The organism is Nocardia sp. XZ_19_231, assembly GCF_015355705.1.
Classification (GTDB): domain Bacteria; phylum Actinomycetota; class Actinomycetes; order Mycobacteriales; family Mycobacteriaceae; genus Nocardia; species Nocardia salmonicida.
Map to the genome: position 1 here is coordinate 139,671 of NZ_JACUZI010000011.1, position 19,379 is coordinate 159,049.

Genomic DNA, 19,379 nt, shown 5'->3' on the forward strand with positions numbered 1-19,379 from the left:
TGGTCTTGAAACAGTCGCGAAGACGGCTCAGGATGCCCAGGGCGGGGTGAAGGTCGAGCCATCGGGAAGTTCCGCTGCGAAGCCGACGCGCACAGTCACCAGCAGCACGGCCGGCTCGTCGGTCGAGTTCGCGAGGGCGATCATCGCGCCTGCGGGCGCGACCGCCGCGTCACCCGGTTTCATCGGCGCGGATTCACCGTCGATGGTCATGACCACCTCGCCCGACAGCAGCACAAAGGCCTCCTCCCCCAGGATGCGGTGCGGCACGCCGACCGAATCGGCGCCGACCTCCGTCTGCCAGACGCAGAGTTCGGCACTGCCGGTGCCGGGACGGATCAGAGACGTGAACCGAGCGTTGTGCACCTCGTGCACCTGCGCGTCGGTGGAACGGATTACCGGCATTCGAACCTCCATAAAGTCAAGCAAATTGTCTATATGGTCAAGTAGATTGACCATTGTGTCAAGTGCCAGAATGGCTGTCGTGCCCGCGAACGCAGACCTCCCCCTCCTGCTGCTCGCGGCAGCGGCCGAGGTAACCCAGGCGGTGCACGCCGGAGTCGTCGCCGCGGGGTTCACCGATATCCGGCCGACGCACGGCTTCGCCTTCGTGCGCATGGCGCCCGACGGCGCGACGGTCGGAGAGATCGCGGAGCACCTCGGCGTCACCAAACAGGCGGCCAGCCAGCTGGTCGACGAATTGGTCACCAAGGGCTACGCCGACCGCAACCCACACCCGCGCGACGCGCGCGCCCGCCTGATCACCCTCACCGACCGCGGCTGGGCATGCACCCGGGCCGCCGACGCCGCACTGGCCGAATTCACCCAGACCTGGTCGGATACCCTCGGCGCCGCGACCCTCACCCAGGTCAGCAAGGCACTGAGCCGTGTCGTCGTCCCAGGACGGGTCCGCCCGAGCTGGTGAACAGTCACCACCGCCGTAACCAATCGACGCGACCCGACGATTTCATATCGGGTACTCAATTAATCCGAAGAACTGGATTTTCAAAACCTGCGCGGTGTCACGGCGAGCGGCATACTCTCGGATCGAGCGGTGACGCGCCACCGCAGCACCCGGGCCGACGGCTCGGGTAGCGCACTCGTCACGTCATCGTTCGCCCCGATTCCGGAGGGTCAATGTCAGTCCTAGCCACCGTTCCATCCACCGTCGACACTGTCACCCGGCACAAATACGAGCGGTTGCAGTACACCGGCTCGGCCGGCGTCGTCGCCTCGCTCGAGGACGCGCGCCTCGTCGATCGTTGGCGTGCCGATTACCCCAGCTGGGACGGCGAGCACTGGGCATTCGACGCGGGCACCGACAGCCCCGGACGGCTGCGCCCGATCAATGTCGCGGTACGCAACAACTGATCAGGCGGCACCCGCGGCGGCGGCCCGATCGACGATCCGTGGGAACGGGCTCGCCGCCTCCAGTTGGTAAGCCAGGTCGAGCAGGGTCCGCTCGTCGCCACGGCGAGCGGCGAACTGGATCGAGCCGGGCAGACCGCTCGGCAGTAGCCCGTGCGGTAGCGAAATGCCTGGTCCCCCACCGACATTGTTGAGTGGGGTGAAGCCCACGTAGTCGGCGAGTTTGGTGAACAGGGCGTCGAACGGCTGGCCGGGTGCGAGTTCGCCGATGCGCGGCGCGGGGTGGGAAAGCACCGGGGTGAGCATCACGTCGATGTCGGCGAAATGCTTGTCGTAGGCCGCGACACCCCCGCGCAACCGCCACGTCGACGCGACCACACCGAGCGGATTGCGCTTGGCCAGCCCGATCAGACCGGTGGTGAACGGGTCGAGTTTGCGCGGATCGAAGTGCCCGCGGTGCCCCAGCCGGAACGACAGCGCCATCGCCGCGGCCATCACCGCCCAGTACTGCTTGAAGTCCTCGACGAAGCGCGGATCCACGTCGAGGCGCATCTCGACGATCTCGTGGCCGAGACCTTCGAGCACCTTCGCCGCGGATGCCAGGATGACGCCGTTGTCGGCGTGCACCGGTCGGCCGAGAATATCGGCGGTGATCAGACCGATCCGCAACCGTCGCGTACTCGGCCCCTCGACCAGCCCGACCGGCGTCAGGCTGGAGGTCGGGTCGAATCGTTCGACGGCGGCCAAGTAGTGGGCGGTGTCGCGGACCGAGCGGGTGAGCACGCCCTCGGCAACCAGATGCACCGGCAGTTTGCGGGCGCCCGGTTGGTCGAGCAGGCGATTGCGGGTGGTCTTCAAGCCGACGAGACCGTTGGCCGCGGCGGGGATGCGGATAGAGCCGCCACCGTCGTTGGCATGCGCGATCGGCACCACTCCCGCAGCGACGAGCGCCGCCGAGCCGCCCGAGGACGCACCCGCCGAGTACTCCGGATTCCACGGATTGCGGGTCGGCGCACGATGGGTGAACTCGGTACTCGCGGTGAGGCCGAACTCCGGCAGCGTCGACTTACCGAGCACGATCACGCCCGAATGCAGGAACTGCGCTCCGGGACCGCTGGTCACCGTGGCCGGGTGCGGGGTGAACGCGGCCGAGCCGTGGCAACTCGGCAGGCCCGCGATATCGGTGTTGTCCTTGACGAACGCGGGCACGCCCGCGAACACACCCGCGGTTTCCGGGGTCGACGCCGCACGCTCGAAACAGGTCATCTGCACGGCATCCAGACTCGGATCGACCCGCCGAGTCCGGGCGATCGCGGCCTCGATCACCTCAGCCCGACTCACCTCCCCCGCGCGCAACGCCGCGGCGACACCGACCGCGTCATGCGTTCCGAGGGCATCGTCGGTGAATCCGTGTACGGCAGAGCTCATACCCGCAGCGTAATCCGAGCAGGAGGCCCTTTGCCGCGGTAACGAGATTCCCCGGGGGCACCCGTCGACTACACGACCGGAGCCTCGTCCATCGTCGCTCGACTATCGCAATTTAACGATAATGGTTATCATTAGCGTCTTGCTCGAGCTTGGAGGACATGTGGGACACCTGTTGATGGTGGAGAGCTGGGTCGGCTCGATGAGCACCCTGCTCCCGGCGGGAATCAAGAACAGCGGACACGAATTCAGCCTCCTGACCCGAGACCTCGGGCACTATCTGCGAGCCGGGACCCCGGTCCCCCACCCACTACTCGGTGCGGTCAACATCTTCACCGCCGAGACCAACGACGAGTCGACCCTGCTGCCCTACGTGCGAAAACTGCAGGAGGCCTTCGGTTTCGACGGGGTGCTCACCTCGTGCGACTACTACTTGCCGACCGTCGCCGCGATCGCCGCCGATCTGGGGTTGCCGGGTCCGGGCCGTGAAGCGGTGGCCGACGCCTGCGACAAGTACCGGACCAGGCAGATCTGCGGTGCCGCCGGTATCGCGGGCCCCGCCTTCGCCGTCGCGCGAGAGTGGGATGAGATCGTCGGCGCCGCAGCTGAACTCGGCTATCCGCTGGTGGTGAAGCCGGTCGACCTGTGCGGCGGGATGTTCGTCCGCCGGGTCGACAACGACATCGAACTGCGCGCCGCGGTGGACGCTGTCGCCGAATTCCCGGTCAACGCCAGAGGACAACTCCGCTCACCCCACATCCTGCTCGAAGAATGCTTGGACGGGCCGGAATTCAGCGTGGAGACGGTGACCGTCGCGGGGCAGACGACCGTGATCGGGGTGACCGACAAACGGATCACCGGCGCCCCCGCCTTCATCGAGTCGGGTCACATGTTCCCCGCCGCTCTGTCCTGCGCCGACACGACCGCCGTGGCCGACCTGGCAGTCGCGGCGATCACCGCACTCGGTCTCGATGCGACCGTCGCGCACACCGAGATCAAACTCGGCGCGCGGGGCCCCCGCCTGATCGAGGTGAACCCCCGGCCCGCGGGCAATCGCATCACCGAACTGGTGCGACGAGTCACCGGAGTCGACCTCACCGCGGTGCACGCCGACGCTGTCGCGGGCGGAAAGCCCGACGTCACGCCACGAGACACCGGCATCGCCAGCGCCGCCGTCGCCTTCGCTGTGCCCACGCACAGCGGGCTGCTGACCAGGGTGGACGGCGCGCAGAGCTGGGCGGCCGACACCAGAATCGTGGAGCAGAAGCTGGCGGAGCCCGGCACCGAGGTCCGCCCCGCCACCGACAACAACACCTACCTGGGCCATGTCATGGTCGTGGATGAAACACACAGCACCACTGGCGATCTCGCGCAGCGATTGATCGCCGATCTGCGTTTCGAACTCGGGGGCGCGCGATGATCGGGTCCGCCCCTCGCCCCGAATCCGTCGCCGAGCTCACCACCTGGGCACGCATGGGTCGGCTCGGGCCCGAGCCGACCACCCTGCGTGCTTCGACGGCGTTCCGCACCACCTACGGCACCCGGCACGCGGGCCGCACCAGTGGATACCGCAACGAGGTGCTGAGCCTGCGGATCGGCGCTGCGGTGGGCTCGTGCGGGCTCGAACCCGGCACGGCCACCGCCGATCTGGTCGACAGCTGTGTCGCGGCGACCATCGCGGAATTGCTCGCGCATCCGGTGCCCGCGGTCAGGATCGCAGCGCTCGACGCCTATCTGATGCATGCCCGTCCGCACCCGTACGCGGGCGGGGTGGACGGCGCACCGGTGCTGATCGATGGGCCGACCTCGCTGACGAAGTCGCGTCGCCGGGCCGGCGCCGTCGTGGATCTGCTGCCGGCCGGGGTATCCCGGGTACTGGTCGTCGGTGTGGTCGGTTCGCTGCTCGCCGAATTGCGGGCGCGCGCGATCGCGTACCTGCCGTGCGACCTCGCCGGTGGCGTCACCGAATGGGGTGAGCCGGTGTTCGAGTCGGTCGCCCAGGCTCCATCGGACTACGACGCGCTACTCGTCACCGGAATGTCTCTGGGTAACGAGACATTCGATGACTTCCGTGCCGTGGCGAAGCTGCGCGGCCTGCCGCTGGTGCTGTTCGCACAGACCGGCAGCGCGGTGCTGCCCTGGTTCCTCGGCGCGGGCGTGCACGCGGTCTCGGCCGAGCCCTACCCGTTCTTCTCCCTCGACGGCGGGCCGAGCACCATCGTCACCTACCGAGAGCTGTCATGACACCACCACAGCCCGCGCTCCTGCAGCTGATCGGCGGTACACCCGCCGTGCCCATCGCATCCGGAAACCACTGGTACACAGCGAAACTCGAAGCGGCGAGCATCGCGGGCATGAAAGCCCGTGCGGCGGTGTCGATGTTGGGCGCCGCGACGGCGAGAGGCGACCTCGCACCGGGCGCGACGATCATCGAATCCACCAGCGGCACGCTGGGACTCGGGCTCGCACTGGCGTGTAAGGCGCTGGGCCATCCGGTGTTGCTGGTGGTCGACAACGAGCTGGAACCCGATCTCCGCGCGTTGTTCTCGGCCTTCGGGATCCCGCTCGACGTGGTCACCGAACCACACCCGACCGGCGGCTGGCAGCAGGCCAGGCTGGATCGGTTGGCCGAACTACTCGCCGCCACGCCGGGCGCGTACTGGCCCGACCAGTACGACAACCCCGACAACGCGGGCGGCTACCAGGCGATGGGCGAGGAGATCCTCGCCCAGGTCGACGCCGTCGACGTGCTGGTCGCCTCGATCGGTTCCGGTGGGCACTGCGCCGGACTCGCCCGGGTGCTGCGAACGCGATGGCCTCGGCTGCGGGTGATCGGGGTCGACGCCGTCGGTTCCCGGATCTTCGGCCAACCCGACCGGCGCCGACTCATGCGCGGGCTCGGCAGCAGCATCCTGCCCCGCAATGTCGCCTACGCGGACTTCGACGAGGTGCACTGGGTCGACGCCGCCGAAGCGGTCGCGTCGTGTCGTCGGCTCGCGGCGTCGACCGGCATCGCGGGCGGCTGGAGCACCGGCGCCGCCGCGCTGGTCGCGGGCTGGGTGGCCGAGCGCGAACCGGACGCGCGGGTACTGACCGTGTTCCCCGACGGGCCACATCGCTACCTGCGCACCATCTACGACGACGACTGGTGTCGAACCAACGGCCTCTTCCGGCCGCCCACCACCGAACCCACCGCGATCACCACGCCCGACAGCGATGAGGTGGTCGGCTGGGGCCGATGTTCGATCGTCCGTGACCCGGCCGCCGAGGTCAGCGCATGACGCTCACCACCGAGTCGGCTCGCGGCACCTTCCGCGCACTGCCCGGCGCCGTGCGGCTGCTGCTGGTGAATCACCTTGTCGGCCATATCGGTTTCTACCTCCTCGTGCCGTTTCTGGCCGACTACCTGCTCGACGACCTCGCGCTGTCGGCAGCTGTCGTCGGCATCGTGCTCGGGGTGCGCAACCTCAGCCAGCAGGGGCTGTTCCTCGTCGGCGGTTCGGCCGCCGACCGGCTCGGCGCACGCGGCGTCATCATGGTCGGCCTGGCGATCAGGGCGGTCGGCTTCGCGTTGTTCGCCGTCGGCGGTTCGCTGCCGGTGGTGCTGGCGGCCTCGGTGCTCACGGGTTTCGCCGGGGCACTGTTCAATCCGGCGGTCCGCGCGTTCATCGCCAGAGACAGCGGTGCGCACTCGGCGAAGGCGTTCGCGCTGTTCAACGTCTTCGGCAATGCGGGCTCCGCGATCGGACCGGTCCTCGGCACGGTGTTGATCGCCGCGGGGTTCCGGATATCCGCCCTGGTCGCCGCCGCGATCTTCGCGGTACTGGCCGTGGTGCAATGGCTGCTGCTGCCCGCGCGACCGGTGCCCGCGCACGAGGGTGGGGTCGGCGCCGACTTCGCGACGGTGTTCACCGATCGCCGGTTCTGGGCGTTCACCCTCGCGCTGATGCCGATGTTCGCCTTGCAGAGCCAGATCTATTTCCTGTTCACCCTCCAAGCACAGGACAGTGCCGGGCCCGGTCACGGTCCCGCGGCGGTGGCCGCGTTGTTCGTGGTCGAGACGATCGCCGTGGTCGCCCTGCAGGTTCGGGTCACCACGGTGTTGTCGCGCCGACCACAGCGAGGACCCGCGATGGCACTCGGGATGGCGATCATGGGCGCCGCGTTCCTGCTGCCGCCGGCTGCGGCGGGCGTCGTCGCGTTCGAGGGAAACAGTGTGGCGGACACAGTGATCCGAGTCGCGCCCGTGGTGATGGCCGCCGTGCTGCTCGCGATCGGCGTGACCGCGGTCCAGCCCTTCGTCAACGAGGCGATCGGCCGGTTCGCGGGAACTCGGCTGACCGGAACCTATTTCGGCGCGTTCTACCTCGCGTCCGGGCTGTTCACCGTCATGGCCACCTCGGCCACCGGGGCCGTGCTCGACCGCACCGGCGGTCCACTGAGCTGGCCGCCCGCGCTGTTATGCGCCGCGGCCGGTCTGCTCTCGGCGGTCGCTCTGCTGCGACTACACCGGCGAAACCTGCTGCCCGGACCCGAAACGGTCCCGCCGGTACTCACTCCCGCGAAAGGCGCTGATACCGATGACGATTGATCTCGCCATGCCGGGGATCGGCGTCGGCCGCGCCTACGGCAGCTGCGGGGAGCTCCTGCAAGGCGTCACCGAACAGAACCGGCACTTCCTGGTCACGCTGCCTATTCGGCGCGGCACGGTGGCGGTGTTCGAACCCGGAGGCAACGGCATATCCGTAGTGCCAGAGGGTAAATCGAAGGCGCAGCGCCTCGCGAGCGCGATGGTGGCTCGGTCCGGGGTGCTGCGCGGAGGACAGCTCACCCTGCACAGCGAACTGCCCGAAGGCAAAGGACTGGCGAGCTCCACCGCCGATCTCGTCGCCACCGCCCGCGCGGTCGCCGACGCCGAGGGCCGCACCGTGCCCGTCGGCGAACTCGAAGCCGATCTACGCGCCATCGAACCGTCCGACGGCGTGATGTACCAGGGCGCGGTCGCCTACTTCCATCGTGAGGTCCGGTTGCTCGCCCGGCTCGGTCCCCTCCCGGCGCTGACGATCGTCACCGGTGACGAGGGCGGCTCGGTCGACACCGTCGCATTCAACCGGGGCGAACCCAGTTTCACCCTCGCCGACAAACGGGAATTCGACAGGCTGCTCGATGAACTCGGCGCAGCGATCACACACGGTGACGTCGCCGCCATCGGCGAGGTAGCCACTCGCAGCGCCGCGCTGAGCACGATCTCGCGTGCGCGGCCGCATCTGGACGCGACGATCCAGGCGGCGCGCGCGATCGGTGCGGCCGGAGTCGTCGTCGCCCACAGCGGCACGACCACCGGAATCCTGCTCGCCGACAACGATCCACGGCTGCGCCAGCAAGTCCTCGCGGCGCGACAGATCTGCGCCGACTTCGCCTGTTCGGTCACGGTGCACCACTCGTGGCGACCCGGCGCGCAGCGCGTTCCCGCCGTCGACCATGCACACCCGCTGGCCATTCCCCGAACAGAGAGCACGCCGCGATGATCACCGTCGACCGGATCCAGTTCACCTACGACGGCCGAATCACCCTCGACGACATCAGCTTCAGAGCCGATCCCGGCAGCACGCTCGGGTTGATCGGGCCCAACGGATCGGGCAAGTCCACGCTGTTGCGGCTGATGTATCGGGCACTTCGCCCGGCGGGCGGCTCCGTCGTGATCGACTCGACGCCGGTGCGACAGCTGCGCGGGCGCGAACTCGCGAGCCGCCTCGCCGTCGTCGCGCAGGAAGCTCCGCCGGACACGCCGATCACCGTGGCCGAGACAGTGCTGCTCGGCAGATCACCGTGGGTCGGTGCGTTCCAAGGGTATTCGCGGGCCGACCGGATCGCCGCCGCGGCCGCGCTGGAACACGTCGGAGCGCGGGCGCTGGCCGAGCGCCGTTTCGCGGAACTTTCCGGCGGCGAACGTCAGCGCGTCCTGATCGCCAGAGCACTGGCCCAGCAGGCCGACCACCTGCTCCTCGACGAACCGACCAACCACCTCGACATCCGCTACCAACACGAATTGCTCACCCTGGTGCGCAGTCTGACCACGACCACCACCGTCGTGGTGCTGCACGAATTGAACCTGGCCGCCCGCTACTGCGACCATCTCGTCCTGCTCGACCAGGGTCGTATCGCCGCCGCCGGAACCGTCACCGAGGTCCTGACCCCGCAGGTCCTCGAACCCGTCTACCAGATTCCGGTCCGCCGAACCTCCGCCTTCGGCGCCGTCCAACTGCTCTTCGGCCCGGCGACCGGTGAGGAAACCGACCGTGGGCCCGAGCACGACCTCCCCGCCCTGAGCGCCGGTTCCCCCACGGCCGATACGAGAGAGGCGGCCACGCGATGACCGCGACGACCCTGGTGGCCGACCCAGCGATCGACGACCTCGACCACGCCCGTCACCGGGGTCGAACATTGCTGCTGACCACGGGACTGACCGTCGCGTTGGCCCTCACCCTGGTGGTCGCGGCCGGGCTCGGGCCGGTCGCGGTCCCGCCGGGCACGGTGGCGCGGATCATCGGCCACCACGCCTTCGGTCACCCGGTGACCGTCGATTGGAGCGCCGCACAGGACTCCATCGTCTGGCTGGTGCGGGTGCCACGCGTACTGCTCGGCGCGCTCGTCGGCGCCGCACTGGCGATCACCGGCGCGGTCCTGCAGACCATCGTGCGCAATGTGCTCGCCGACCCCCACATCCTCGGCGTCACCTCCGGCGCGTCCACCGGCGCCGCCGTGTACCTGCTGTTCGGGGTCGCCGCGGCGACCACTGCGACCGCGCTGGCGGCGAGCGCGTTCGCCGGCGCACTGATCGCCACCGCGCTGTTGTTCGTGATCTCGCGGATCAACGGGCAGCTCACCTCGCTGCGGCTGTTGCTCGGCGGGGTCACCATCGGCTACATCTTCTCGGCCGCCACCAGCTTCCTGATCTTCGCGTCCGACCGGCCCGAAGGCGCACGCACCGTGCTGTTCTGGCTGCTCGGGTCGCTCGCGCCCGCCGCCTGGTCCTCGGTGGCCACGACCATGGCCGTCGTCGCGGTGTCGCTGCTCGCGGTGCTGCTGATGGCGCCCCGCCTCGACGCATTGGCCGCAGGCGATGACACCGCGCGCACGCTCGGCATCACACCGAACCGCATTCGGCTGTGGGCGCTGCTGATCGTGGCGCTCGCGGTCGGCGCGGTGGTCGCCGTCGCGGGAGCGATCGGTTTCGTCGGGCTGATCGTGCCGCATGTGGCCCGACTGTGCACCGGCGGAACACACCGGCACCTGTTGGTGGTCAGCGCGCTGATCGGGGCGCTGTTCCTGGTCGTGGCCGACGTGGCGGCACGCACCGTCTTCGCGCCGCGCGAACTGCCCATCGGCATCGTCACCGCCGCCGTCGGCGCACCACTGCTCCTCGTCCTGATCCGCCGCTTCCGGGCCACCGGAGCGTCCTGACTACCGGACGTCCTGAATACCGCACGTCACCAGTCGGTTCCGGTCATCGGGACCGGCGAATCCCTCCCCATCAGATTAGGACCATCGATCACCGTGTTCACCCGTGTCATCTCCGCGCGCCGTTCCGCGATCCCCGTACTCGCCCTTCTCACCAGTGCGATCGTTACCGGCTGCGGCACACCGGCTCCCGCCACCACGTCAGCCGAAAGCGGCTTTCCCCTCACGATCTCGAGCTGCGGTCGCGACGTCACCTTCACCTCACCACCACAGCGCGTCGTCACGGTCGGCTCCATCGCCGCACCGCTGATCGCGGCGGCGGGCGCCGCCGACCGCATCGTCACCCGCACCTTCGAAGCCGCGGCGTTCCCCGGACAATACGGCGACGCGCTGAAGAACATCGAAATCACCGCGCCCACAGCTGAACTCGCCCGCGAGGAGATCATCAGCCGATCCCCCGACCTCGTCGTGAGCGTCGAAGGGCTCTCGGTGACCCCCGACGACCTCGCCCAGGTGAACATCCCGCTGATCGTCACCCGTGGCTACTGCCGCGACGCGGCAGGCACCTTCGAGGACGTCTTCGCCGACATCACCCTCTACGGAAAGCTCTTCGGCACCGCGAACGCAGCCGACGCCGAGGTCACCACGCTGAAGAAGCGGGTACAGGCCGTGACCGAACGACACAGCGGGGCAACGACTCCCCGCCCCGCCGCGGCACTGATCCTGTCGCGCGACGGCGCCCAGCTCAAGGCCTACGGCGCCAAGAGCACCGTCCACGAACAGATGGAGATCCTCGGTCTCGGCAATGTCTACGGCCAGATCGACAAGCGCAACTTCGAGGCCAACACCGAAACCCTCATCGCCGCGGACCCCGAGGTGATCATTCTGCTCACCCAGGGCGACCAGACACCCGACTCGGTACGCACCGCCCTGCGCCAACGCCCCGAACTCGCCGGGCTGCGCGCGATCCGCGAGAACCGGATCATCGTGGCGCCCTTCGGCTACACCGGACCGGGGCCGGTCGCCGTCGAGGGGCTGGAAGTACTCGACCGTGAACTGGCGCAGCTGCGATGACCACCACCACCGGCTGTGGGTGGCCGAGCACGAGGGCCTGATCGTCGACACCACCGCGATCCGGGCGCAGGGACCCGCCCATCGGCCGCATCCGGCCGAGCTCGCGCGCCGCTGGACGCACGGGGCCCGCACGACAGTTTCCAGACGGTGCACCTGGAGATTCCGCTGGAGCGCGGCGGCGAACAGCCGCACTGACAGGTCGCTGCTGGCGCGGTGACGGCATACACGGCACTATCGAACTCGTGGAACACCAACGAATCGCCCGACCTTCGGGTGCTGTGTCGTGACCGCGCTGGCTCCCGGCGAGAACCGGCCCGCGCCCGGTGATCAGTTGACCATCACCGTGGCGAGTTCGGCGTCGGTCGATGTGTCGGCGCTACTGGTGAACAGCGCCGGCAAAGTTCGTTCCGACGCCGACTTCGTCTTCTTCAATCAGCCCACCGGACCGGGCGTGGTGTACCGGCACGGTAATGGTGGGCCCGACGTGGTGGGCGTGCAGACCTCGGCGTTGCCCGCCGAGGTGGACAAGGTGGTGGTCACCGCGAGTCTCGACGGTCGCGGGCCCGCGACTTTCGCCTCGGTCGGCGCCCTGACCGCCACCATCGAATCCGGCTCCACCGCACTGACCTTCCCGATTTCGGGGCTCACCACCGAGAGCGGTGTGGTGTGCGTGGAGATCTACCGGCGCAACGAGGCATGGAAGGTTCGGGCGATCGGGCAGGGCTATGACGACGGATTGGCCGGGATCGCTTCGGCTTTCGGCGTGAATCTCGACGACGAGCCCGAAGTTCCCGCCGCGCAGAGTGCTCCGGTACCCCCGAGTCAGCCGCCCGCGTATCCGGCCACTCCCCCGCCGACCTACCCCGGTCACGGCGCTCCGGGCCAACCGGGCCAGTTCGCCCCGCCACCCGCGCAACAGCAGCAACCCTCGTTCTCTTCTCAGCAAGGAGCCCAGCCCGTGCACAGCGATCTGTTCGACCCCTCGCATGCCGAGGTCAACGGCCTCGGTATCCAGAAGCAGGGCGGCAAGATGGTGAAGGTCGGCATGAACGGGGAGGTGATGGCGCGGTCCGGATCGATGGTGGCCTACCAGGGTGACCTGAAATTCGAAGCGCTCGGCTCCGGCGGCATCGGCCGCGCCATCCGTCAGCACCTCACCGGCGAAGGCGTGCCGCTGATGAAGGTGAGCGGCCGAGGCGATCTGTTCCTCGCCAACAGCGCCGCCGACGTGCACATCATCGACCTCGACGGCACCGACGGCCTCACCATCAACGGCGCCAACGTGCTCGCCTTCGACTCCACGCTGCGCTACGACATCGGCCGTGTCCAGGGCGCCGCGGGCTACGCCTCCAACGCGGGCCTGTTCAACTGCGTCTTCACCGGGCGCGGCCGCATCGCCATCACCACCCACGGCAGCCCCGTCGTCCTCACCGTCGACCAGGCCACCTACGCCGACCCCAACGCCGCCGTGGCGTGGTCGTCCAGCCTGCAAACCGGCATCAAGCGCAACGACTCCTTCGGCCTCGGCCGTCTGATGGGCCGCAGCACCGGCGAGGCGAGCACCCTGGCCTTCTCCGGCCGCGGCTTCGTCATCGTCCAACCCTCCGAACTGCCTCCGGGCGGCCTCATCGGCGGCACCGGCGGCGGCCAGCAGGCAGGCACCGGCGGCAGCATCTTCGGCTGACCCCGAACACAGCAAAAGGCCGATATCCGCTCACTCACGGGTATCGGCCTTTTGTGTGTCTGCTAGTTCGCGCGCTCCTTGCGGGCCTGGCGGCGGGCTTCACGCATGTCGTTGAGTTCCTGTTCCAGGCTCTCCGCGATCCGGAATTGGCCGGTGTCGTAGATGCTGGTCGGCTCGATCGCCTCGTAGCCGAAATTGGCTTCGGCGAACGCTTTTTCGACGCGGGCCTCGATATCGGAGATCGCGCTCTTGCGGGCGGCGGGGACCGAGTCGGTGGCCGGCTCCGGCTTGACCGGCTCCTTGGGGGGCTCCGGTGCCACGACGGGCGCGGGGGCCTGGGCGGATTTCTTGGCGGTGGCTTTGTCGGCCGAGGACGGTTTGCCGATGCCGAAGCGCTTGCGCTTCTCCGGCGGGCGGCCGTTGCCGTTGGTGATCGGCTCGGTGGGCGTCCACGCGGGTTCGCGGGTGACAGGGGTGGTGGCGGCCGGTTCAGCGGCGGCGATCGCTTCCGCGCGAGCCATGCCCGTCATCGGCGGGGTGTAGGTGAGGCGGATACCTTCGGTGGCCTGGCGGCCGAGGATGTTGTCGGCCGGGTCGGGCAGGTCCCTGACCTGGCTGGTCGCGCGAGTGATGGCCAAGCCGTAGCGGGCGCTGACCGCGTCGTGGATCAGTAGCGCGACACCGATCATCACCGGCGCGACCGCGTGCACGGCAACGTCGTACCACCGCCCGTCACGCACGTAGGGATAGGTGTTGAGGGTGACGGTGAGGCCGAGCAGCGCAAGCTCGGCGAGGGCGACCTGGCGCCGGTTATCGATCACGCCCCACTCGGCGACCTTGTTCGTGCCGACCATGATGATGATCAGACACACGCTGATCATCGCCTCGAGCAGATAGCTGAACCAGAACAGCGGATCACTCGGCCCACCGGGCGCGATGTTCTGCTGCACGTTCACCGCCGACCACAGCATGCCCGCGCCCACCACGCCGGCCAATGCCTTCAGCGACCACGACCGGTGCCGGTACAGCGAGGCGAGCTTCGCGTGTGGGCTCGATTCGCGACGCTGGGACGCCATCGCCTTCCTGGCGAGCAGCAGATCTCGCATGTCGGCCTTCTCGATCGCTTCGGTGGTCTGTCGGCTGCGGTCCGATGCGGACGCCATCGCCTGGGTGTGCTTCCAGCGCTGCTCGCGATCCTGTTCACGGATGCGTTCGGCGAGTTCACGTTCGGCGCGCAGCTCGTCTTCGGAGAGCGCGTCGGTGAGGGCCGGATCGAATTGGTAGGCGAGGCGACCCCGGGCGCGTTCGACTCGCTGGGCGAGCTGGCTGACGTCGTCCTCGAGACCGGACTCGATCGTCATGCCAGACCACCGCCCCGGGCGCGCGAAGGCAGGCAGGTGACCACAGGTGTGAACGGCACAGGCCATTCTTAGTCGATATACCCTCGAGCGCGAAACCGATGCTCCCACACGGCTCCCCGTACACGGCGCGCCGCGCGCGACACGCCCAACAATTTCGGCCGGTGACCGGATCTGCGAAGATAATCCCCCGCCGCCGACGGAGCCGGAGTTTCCAGCGGTTCGGTGCCCGACCGTTGCCGAACACCGCGCGCCGACAACCCGACCCGACCGGATCAGCGCCCCGTGAGCCGTCGCGGCCACGCGTGCTCGGAGGCGTCGACCGTCCGGGTGAAACTCCATTTCCCCGGGTGTCGCGAACCACAGGCACCTAGGGTTGAGCCGGGGTGCCGGGGGGACGTGCACGCCCGTGAGATCGACTCCGGAGAAGCGAATTGACCCAGCACACAAGCGAACTCGACCGAGCGATCGCCGAACGGCTCGAACCGTGGACCGCACGGCTCGGCGCCGACCGCAAGGCCTACTTCCATCACGTGCTTCGGGTACTCCGCTCGGCCGACCTGTTGTTCGCCCGCAGCGGCGAGCCGGGGCCGCCGCCGAGCGCGCGCGAGGAGTTCCGCACCGCGGCGACCTTCCACGACCTCGGCATCTGGGCGGCTGCCACGTTCGACTATCTCGAACCGTCGTGCGCCCTGGCGGGCGACTGGCTGATCGCGCACAACCGTGAGGACATCGCCGAGCTCGTCGCCGAGATGATCCGCGACCACCATCGGGTGCGCTCGGCGGGCAACGCCACCGACCCGGTCGAGCTGTTCCGGCGGGCCGATCTGATCGACGTGACGTTCGGCGCGCGCCGCTACGGCCTGCCCTACGCGGCCTACTCCGCGCTGATGCGGCGCTACCCCGACAGCGGGTTCCACTTCAAGCTGGTGGAGCTCACGGTACGGCGCGCGCTCATCCATCCCCTCTCACCGCTGCCCATGATCCGCTGGTGAGAGGCCATTTCGGCGCTACTATTGTCACTACGCCAATACTGCGGCACACTGGTGTCCGTAACCACCGGTCACGCCTGGACCGGTGGTGTGCCGAGCCGAACAAGGAGACTCGATGGCCGCCAATCGGTCCAGCTGGATGAACGAGGACCTGGACGCCCTGCGTGACATGACCCGTGCGTTCATGGCCAAGGAACTGGTCCCCAATATCGACAAGTACCGCGAGCAGCACCACGTCGACCGCGACCTGTGGAACAAGGCAGGCGAAGTGGGCCTGCTGTGCATCTCGATCCCGGAGGAGTACGGCGGCGGTGGCGGCACCTTCGCGCACGAGGCCGTGCTCATGGAGGAGCAGGCCCGCGCGGTCGACACCTCGTGGGGCATCAGCCTGCACAACGGCATCGTGGCCCACTACGTGCTCGCCTACGGCACCGAGGAGCAGAAGAAGCACTGGCTGCCGAAGATGGCCAGCGGTGAGGTCGTCGGCGCCATCGCGATGACCGAACCCGGCACCGGATCCGACCTGCAGGCGGTCAAGGCCAAAGCGATCCGCGACGGCGACGAGTACGTCATCAACGGCTCCAAGACCTTCATCACCAACGGCGCGCAGGCCGACCTGATCATCCTGGTCGCCAAGACCGACCCCACCCAGGGCGCGTCCGGCGTCTCGCTGGTGCTGGTCGAGGCCGACCGCGAGGGTTTCCGTCGCGGCCGCGTGCTCGACAAGATCGGCCAGAAGGGCCAGGACACCTCCGAGCTGTTCTTCGAGGACGTGCGCGTCCCGGTCACCAACCTGCTCGGCACCCAGGAGGGTCAGGGCTTCATCCAGCTGATGCAGCAGTTGCCCCAGGAGCGCCTGATCGTGTCGATGGGCGCGGTCGCGGGCATGGAGGTCGCCCTCGATCACACGCTGCGCTACACCAAGGAGCGCGAGGCGTTCGGCCGTGCGGTGTTCGGATTCCAGAACACCAAGTTCAAGCTGGCCGAGGTCGCCACCGAGGCGCGGATCGCGCGCGTGTTCATCGACGACTGCGTCGAGAAGCACCTGCGCGGCGAGCTCGACATCCCCACCGTCGCCATGGCCAAGTGGTGGACCACCGACAAGGCAATGCAGATCGCCGACACCTGTCTGCAGCTGTTCGGTGGCTACGGCTACATGAACGAGTACCCGATCGCACGCATGTGGGTCGACAACCGTGTCCAGCTCATCTACGCGGGCACCAACGAGATCATGAAGGAAATCATCGCCCGGAGCCTGTGATACGCCGGCTCGGCAGATGATCTCGACCGGCCGCGAACAGTTGTTCGCGGCCGGTTTTCGCTGTTGAGGGGTCATTTCGTGACCTATCCGTCGTCCCCGCCGAGACGAATGTCCTTCGACAAGCGGTACAGATCAGACGACGAGGACGGTGCGGCAACAGTGGACACGGACGGCAGCGGTTCGACGGGACGACCCGGACCGGAACCGGTACTGCCGGACCGAACACAGATGATGCAGGCGGTCTGCGGGGTCGCCGGTGACGGTGATCCGGTCCTAGCCGCCGCACACGAACTCGCCACCCTGCACGAACGCCGCGAACAACAGATACCCGGTGATACCAGCGACATCGATTGGACGCGTGCGCGTCTGGTCTGCGAGATCGACCGCTGGGTCGTCCTGCGCTCCCCCACCCCGGCGACGTCGGCGCCGATGCACACCGAGAGCATCGGCGCCGTCGTCGACCGCATGGCCCATTTCGCCGCGCTCACCTACCGCGCGCTGGCTTGCGGCGCCGAAGCCGAACTGCACGCCGCGCAGCTACGCCTGCACGAATTGGCCTGCGGCTACGACGATCTCATCGCCGAGGTGGCCAGCGGCGCTCGGCGGCTGCCCGACGGACTCGACGGCGACACCCCGGAAAGCGGTGAGGCACAACCGAGCCGGAACGAGCCACGATCCGAGTAGCAGTCGGTGCGCATCACTTCACGGTCGCTACCTGGGCGGTCAACGGCCACATCGCCGTCCACACGTGTTCAGTCGGGCACCGTACCGTCAGCGTCAGACGGCGAACGGAGCCCGGCATGCTCGATCCGCGACTACACACCGCATGGTTGGTCAACGCGGCCTCGGGCGCCGCGGCGGCGACGGTTCGGGCGCCGATGGCCCGGCCGTATTCGCTGACCGGCGTGCGTGATCGGCTCGTGGTCACCGATCTCGAGGTCGTGACAGTTACCCACGACACGGCGATCCTCACCTGGTCCACTCATCGACGCGACCGTGCGGGACAGCTTCGCCCGGCAGCGGCCGACACCGAGGTGCGACTCGCCCCCGCCGACAGCTCGGCCACCGCTGTCACCCGATACCTCGACAGCCGTCGTACCGCACACCACTATGCCGAGGTGCGCGGGCTCGAGCCCGGCCGCCGCTATCGCTTCATGGCCTGCTCGGACGGCGAAACCGCGGTACCCGGCCGCACCTGGGTGACCCGACGCCCCGGAACCCCCGAGGTCACCGGCGTTTTCCTGACAGCACCGCCGCCGCAGGGGCGACTGCTGCGCACGATCGCGCTCGCCAACGACCTGCACTGGGGCGAGGATCGCAGCGGCTTGATCGTCGCAGGGCTGCCGCCGGGGCTGCGACATGACGACGGCCACTACCCGCAGGTGATGACCGAGGCGCTGTTGCACGACATCCGCCGACCCGAGCGCGCTGTCGACCACCTCGTCGTCGCGGGCGACCTCACCGATAGCGGCACCGCCGAACAATCCGCGGGCATCGGTGCGCGCCTGGACGACTGGGGCTCGGCGGGCCGCGATCACTTCGTCTGCCGCGGCAATCACGACGTTCCACACGGCGCGAACGATCACTGGGGCAGCGTCTTTCAGCCTTTCGGGCAGCTCGCCTGTCATGAACTCGGCGGCCTGCGCCTGATCGCCCTCGACACCACACGTAAACGAGGTTCCGGCGGGACGATCGATAGCGATCAACTCGCCCAGCTGCGCACGACACTCGCCGCCGACCCCGACCGACCGACGCTGATCTTCGGACACCACCCGGCAACGCGCTATGCGGCGCTGAGCAATCCCGGCGGCCCCGGTTTCGTTCTCGATCGCGCGAGCGCGGCCGCACTCCAAGCGTGCTACCGAACCAGCCCCGGCGTCTTTCTGCACCACAGCGGCCACACCCACCGAAATCGCCGCACCCGCCCCGATTCCGGCCGTGTCGAGTACCTCGAGGTAGCGGCCGTGAAGGAATACCCCGGCGGCTATGCCCTCCTGCGCATCTACGAACGTGGCTACACCGTCCACTTCCACCGCATCGCCGCCGCGGCCGCACTGGCTTGGACCAGCAAGACCCGAAAGCAGTACTTCGGCCTGCACCCCGACCATGCCCTCGGCAGCCTTCCCGACCGCAATCACCGCGCACCCCATAACTTCTCCGGAGTCACCGCCCTGCGCTGAGGCGACCGCGAGCCCCGACTCGGCACCGTCAGAACATTCGTACTGCGACCAATCGCCAACTGTCCTTGGAAGATTCGATGCGACCCGCGATGGCCAATGTCCGAGGGCCGCGTTGGTACGAAGCGAAGACTTCGGCGGCATCGCCGCCCACCGGGGTCAGGTGGAAGCGAGTCAAGGTGGCGGTCCCGAGGTTTCGGTCGGGAACCGAATCCTGCGCGAGCATCGTGTTGATGGCCGCCAGCGCCTTCGCCTCGGTGAACGCGCGCAGATGCGTGGACGATCTGCGCCGATCGACGACCTCGAGCAGTAGCCGCAAGACCTGCTCGGTGAATCGCTTCGCACTCGTGGACGGTCCGGCGGCGGGCGGCGCGCCCTGCGGGCACGATGCCCGCACTGCCCTGCGGATTCCGGCCGGTGTGCCACCTGCCGCCCTGCGCCGAACCGATCCCCTGAGCGGTGGGGGCCCGACAATATTCTCAGCCGCTGACCGATGTACCACGGCCCCGCCCTCCAGTTGCGGCTCGCAGTGCGGCGCGGGCGACAACAACACTCCATCCGTCGACATACTCGTCCCCTTCG

General features: G+C 68.5%; 19 protein-coding genes. 15 read left to right on the top strand and 4 right to left on the bottom strand.

Features of this window, described 5'->3' with window-relative positions:
- Positions 1-27 precede the first annotated feature (27 nt).
- Complete coding sequence (locus IBJ82_RS31755; RefSeq protein WP_228537951.1) at positions 28-456, bottom strand: cupin domain-containing protein; 429 nt, start codon at positions 454-456, stop codon at positions 28-30.
- A 25-nt stretch (positions 457-481) separates the two neighbouring features.
- Here IBJ82_RS31755 and IBJ82_RS31760 point away from each other — a divergent pair, with 25 nt between their 5' ends.
- Positions 482-922, top strand: coding sequence for a MarR family winged helix-turn-helix transcriptional regulator (locus tag IBJ82_RS31760; protein WP_370585569.1), 441 nt, complete (start codon positions 482-484; stop codon positions 920-922).
- 212 nt (positions 923-1,134) lie between these two features.
- On the top strand, positions 1,135-1,368 hold the full coding sequence (locus tag IBJ82_RS31765; protein WP_194829654.1) for a hypothetical protein: 234 nt from the start codon (positions 1,135-1,137) through the stop codon (positions 1,366-1,368).
- Here IBJ82_RS31765 and IBJ82_RS31770 read toward each other — a convergent pair whose 3' ends face one another.
- Positions 1,369-2,793 carry an amidase gene (locus tag IBJ82_RS31770; RefSeq protein ID WP_194829655.1) on the bottom strand — a complete coding sequence of 475 codons (1,425 nt, stop codon included), beginning with the start codon at positions 2,791-2,793 and terminating at the stop codon, positions 1,369-1,371.
- A 139-nt stretch (positions 2,794-2,932) separates the two neighbouring features.
- Between IBJ82_RS31770 and IBJ82_RS31775 the strand changes: the two genes are divergently transcribed.
- The 9 genes from IBJ82_RS31775 (at position 2,933) to IBJ82_RS31815 (ending at position 13,009) form a co-directional block, all read left to right on the top strand.
- Positions 2,933-4,210, top strand: a complete 1,278-nt coding sequence (locus IBJ82_RS31775; RefSeq protein WP_228537952.1) for an ATP-grasp domain-containing protein — start codon at positions 2,933-2,935, stop codon at positions 4,208-4,210.
- The gene (locus IBJ82_RS31780; RefSeq protein ID WP_194829656.1) at positions 4,207-5,034 is read left to right on the top strand and encodes a hypothetical protein; all 828 of its coding nucleotides are present in this window, start codon (positions 4,207-4,209) and stop codon (positions 5,032-5,034) included. The genes IBJ82_RS31775 and IBJ82_RS31780 overlap by 4 nt, the downstream gene beginning before the upstream one ends.
- Positions 5,031-6,071, top strand: coding sequence for a PLP-dependent cysteine synthase family protein (locus IBJ82_RS31785; protein WP_194829657.1), 1,041 nt, complete (start codon positions 5,031-5,033; stop codon positions 6,069-6,071). Before IBJ82_RS31780 ends, IBJ82_RS31785 begins: the two co-directional genes overlap by 4 nt.
- Positions 6,068-7,381: an MFS transporter gene (locus tag IBJ82_RS31790; RefSeq protein WP_194829658.1), complete on the top strand. Its 1,314-nt coding sequence runs from the start codon at positions 6,068-6,070 to the stop codon at positions 7,379-7,381. Before IBJ82_RS31785 ends, IBJ82_RS31790 begins: the two co-directional genes overlap by 4 nt.
- Positions 7,371-8,318: a kinase gene (locus tag IBJ82_RS31795; protein ID WP_194829659.1), complete on the top strand. Its 948-nt coding sequence runs from the start codon at positions 7,371-7,373 to the stop codon at positions 8,316-8,318. The genes IBJ82_RS31790 and IBJ82_RS31795 overlap by 11 nt, the downstream gene beginning before the upstream one ends.
- Positions 8,315-9,166, top strand: coding sequence for an ABC transporter ATP-binding protein (locus IBJ82_RS31800; RefSeq protein ID WP_194829660.1), 852 nt, complete (start codon positions 8,315-8,317; stop codon positions 9,164-9,166). The genes IBJ82_RS31795 and IBJ82_RS31800 overlap by 4 nt, the downstream gene beginning before the upstream one ends.
- Positions 9,163-10,254, top strand: coding sequence for an iron ABC transporter permease (locus IBJ82_RS31805; RefSeq protein WP_194829661.1), 1,092 nt, complete (start codon positions 9,163-9,165; stop codon positions 10,252-10,254). Before IBJ82_RS31800 ends, IBJ82_RS31805 begins: the two co-directional genes overlap by 4 nt.
- 93 nt (positions 10,255-10,347) lie before the next feature.
- Positions 10,348-11,325: an ABC transporter substrate-binding protein gene (locus tag IBJ82_RS31810; RefSeq protein ID WP_194829662.1), complete on the top strand. Its 978-nt coding sequence runs from the start codon at positions 10,348-10,350 to the stop codon at positions 11,323-11,325.
- Positions 11,326-11,608: 283 nt separating this feature from the next.
- The gene (locus tag IBJ82_RS31815) at positions 11,609-13,009 is read left to right on the top strand and encodes an AIM24 family protein (RefSeq protein ID WP_194829663.1); all 1,401 of its coding nucleotides are present in this window, start codon (positions 11,609-11,611) and stop codon (positions 13,007-13,009) included.
- A gap of 62 nt (positions 13,010-13,071) precedes the next feature.
- On the opposite strand, the gene IBJ82_RS31820 is transcribed toward IBJ82_RS31815, so the two are convergent.
- Positions 13,072-14,370: a hypothetical protein gene (locus tag IBJ82_RS31820; protein ID WP_194829664.1), complete on the bottom strand. Its 1,299-nt coding sequence runs from the start codon at positions 14,368-14,370 to the stop codon at positions 13,072-13,074.
- 431 nt (positions 14,371-14,801) lie between these two features.
- Here IBJ82_RS31820 and IBJ82_RS31825 point away from each other — a divergent pair, with 431 nt between their 5' ends.
- From IBJ82_RS31825 to IBJ82_RS31840, 4 genes are all read left to right on the top strand, one after another.
- On the top strand, positions 14,802-15,362 hold the full coding sequence (locus tag IBJ82_RS31825; protein WP_194829665.1) for a hypothetical protein: 561 nt from the start codon (positions 14,802-14,804) through the stop codon (positions 15,360-15,362).
- Positions 15,363-15,474: 112 nt separating this feature from the next.
- Positions 15,475-16,620: an acyl-CoA dehydrogenase family protein gene (locus IBJ82_RS31830; RefSeq protein ID WP_194829666.1), complete on the top strand. Its 1,146-nt coding sequence runs from the start codon at positions 15,475-15,477 to the stop codon at positions 16,618-16,620.
- 159 nt (positions 16,621-16,779) lie between these two features.
- A complete protein-coding gene (locus tag IBJ82_RS31835) occupies positions 16,780-17,304 on the top strand; it encodes a DUF4254 domain-containing protein (protein WP_194829667.1) in 525 nt (174 codons plus the stop codon).
- Positions 17,305-17,420: 116 nt separating this feature from the next.
- Positions 17,421-18,800, top strand: a complete 1,380-nt coding sequence (locus tag IBJ82_RS31840) for a metallophosphoesterase (protein ID WP_194829668.1) — start codon at positions 17,421-17,423, stop codon at positions 18,798-18,800.
- A 28-nt stretch (positions 18,801-18,828) separates the two neighbouring features.
- Here IBJ82_RS31840 and IBJ82_RS31845 read toward each other — a convergent pair whose 3' ends face one another.
- Positions 18,829-19,194 carry an Rv3235 family protein gene (locus IBJ82_RS31845; protein WP_194829669.1) on the bottom strand — a complete coding sequence of 122 codons (366 nt, stop codon included), beginning with the start codon at positions 19,192-19,194 and terminating at the stop codon, positions 18,829-18,831.
- Positions 19,195-19,379: the final 185 nt, after the last annotated feature.

Excerpts from the sequence above, each read along its gene's own strand:
- IBJ82_RS31755 (WP_228537951.1), bottom strand. The coding sequence starts at position 456 with ATGGTCAATCTACTTGACCATATAGACAATTTGCTTGACTTTATGGAG.
- IBJ82_RS31765 (WP_194829654.1), top strand. The coding sequence starts at position 1,135 with ATGTCAGTCCTAGCCACCGTTCCATCCACCGTCGACACTGTCACCCGG.
- IBJ82_RS31770 (WP_194829655.1), bottom strand. The coding sequence starts at position 2,793 with ATGAGCTCTGCCGTACACGGATTCACCGACGATGCCCTCGGAACGCAT.
- IBJ82_RS31780 (WP_194829656.1), top strand. The coding sequence starts at position 4,207 with ATGATCGGGTCCGCCCCTCGCCCCGAATCCGTCGCCGAGCTCACCACC.
- IBJ82_RS31785 (WP_194829657.1), top strand. The coding sequence starts at position 5,031 with ATGACACCACCACAGCCCGCGCTCCTGCAGCTGATCGGCGGTACACCC.
- IBJ82_RS31790 (WP_194829658.1), top strand. The coding sequence starts at position 6,068 with ATGACGCTCACCACCGAGTCGGCTCGCGGCACCTTCCGCGCACTGCCC.
- IBJ82_RS31795 (WP_194829659.1), top strand. The coding sequence starts at position 7,371 with ATGACGATTGATCTCGCCATGCCGGGGATCGGCGTCGGCCGCGCCTAC.
- IBJ82_RS31800 (WP_194829660.1), top strand. The coding sequence starts at position 8,315 with ATGATCACCGTCGACCGGATCCAGTTCACCTACGACGGCCGAATCACC.
- IBJ82_RS31805 (WP_194829661.1), top strand. The coding sequence starts at position 9,163 with ATGACCGCGACGACCCTGGTGGCCGACCCAGCGATCGACGACCTCGAC.
- IBJ82_RS31820 (WP_194829664.1), bottom strand. The coding sequence starts at position 14,370 with ATGACGATCGAGTCCGGTCTCGAGGACGACGTCAGCCAGCTCGCCCAG.
- IBJ82_RS31830 (WP_194829666.1), top strand. The coding sequence starts at position 15,475 with ATGGCCGCCAATCGGTCCAGCTGGATGAACGAGGACCTGGACGCCCTG.
- IBJ82_RS31840 (WP_194829668.1), top strand. The coding sequence starts at position 17,421 with ATGCTCGATCCGCGACTACACACCGCATGGTTGGTCAACGCGGCCTCG.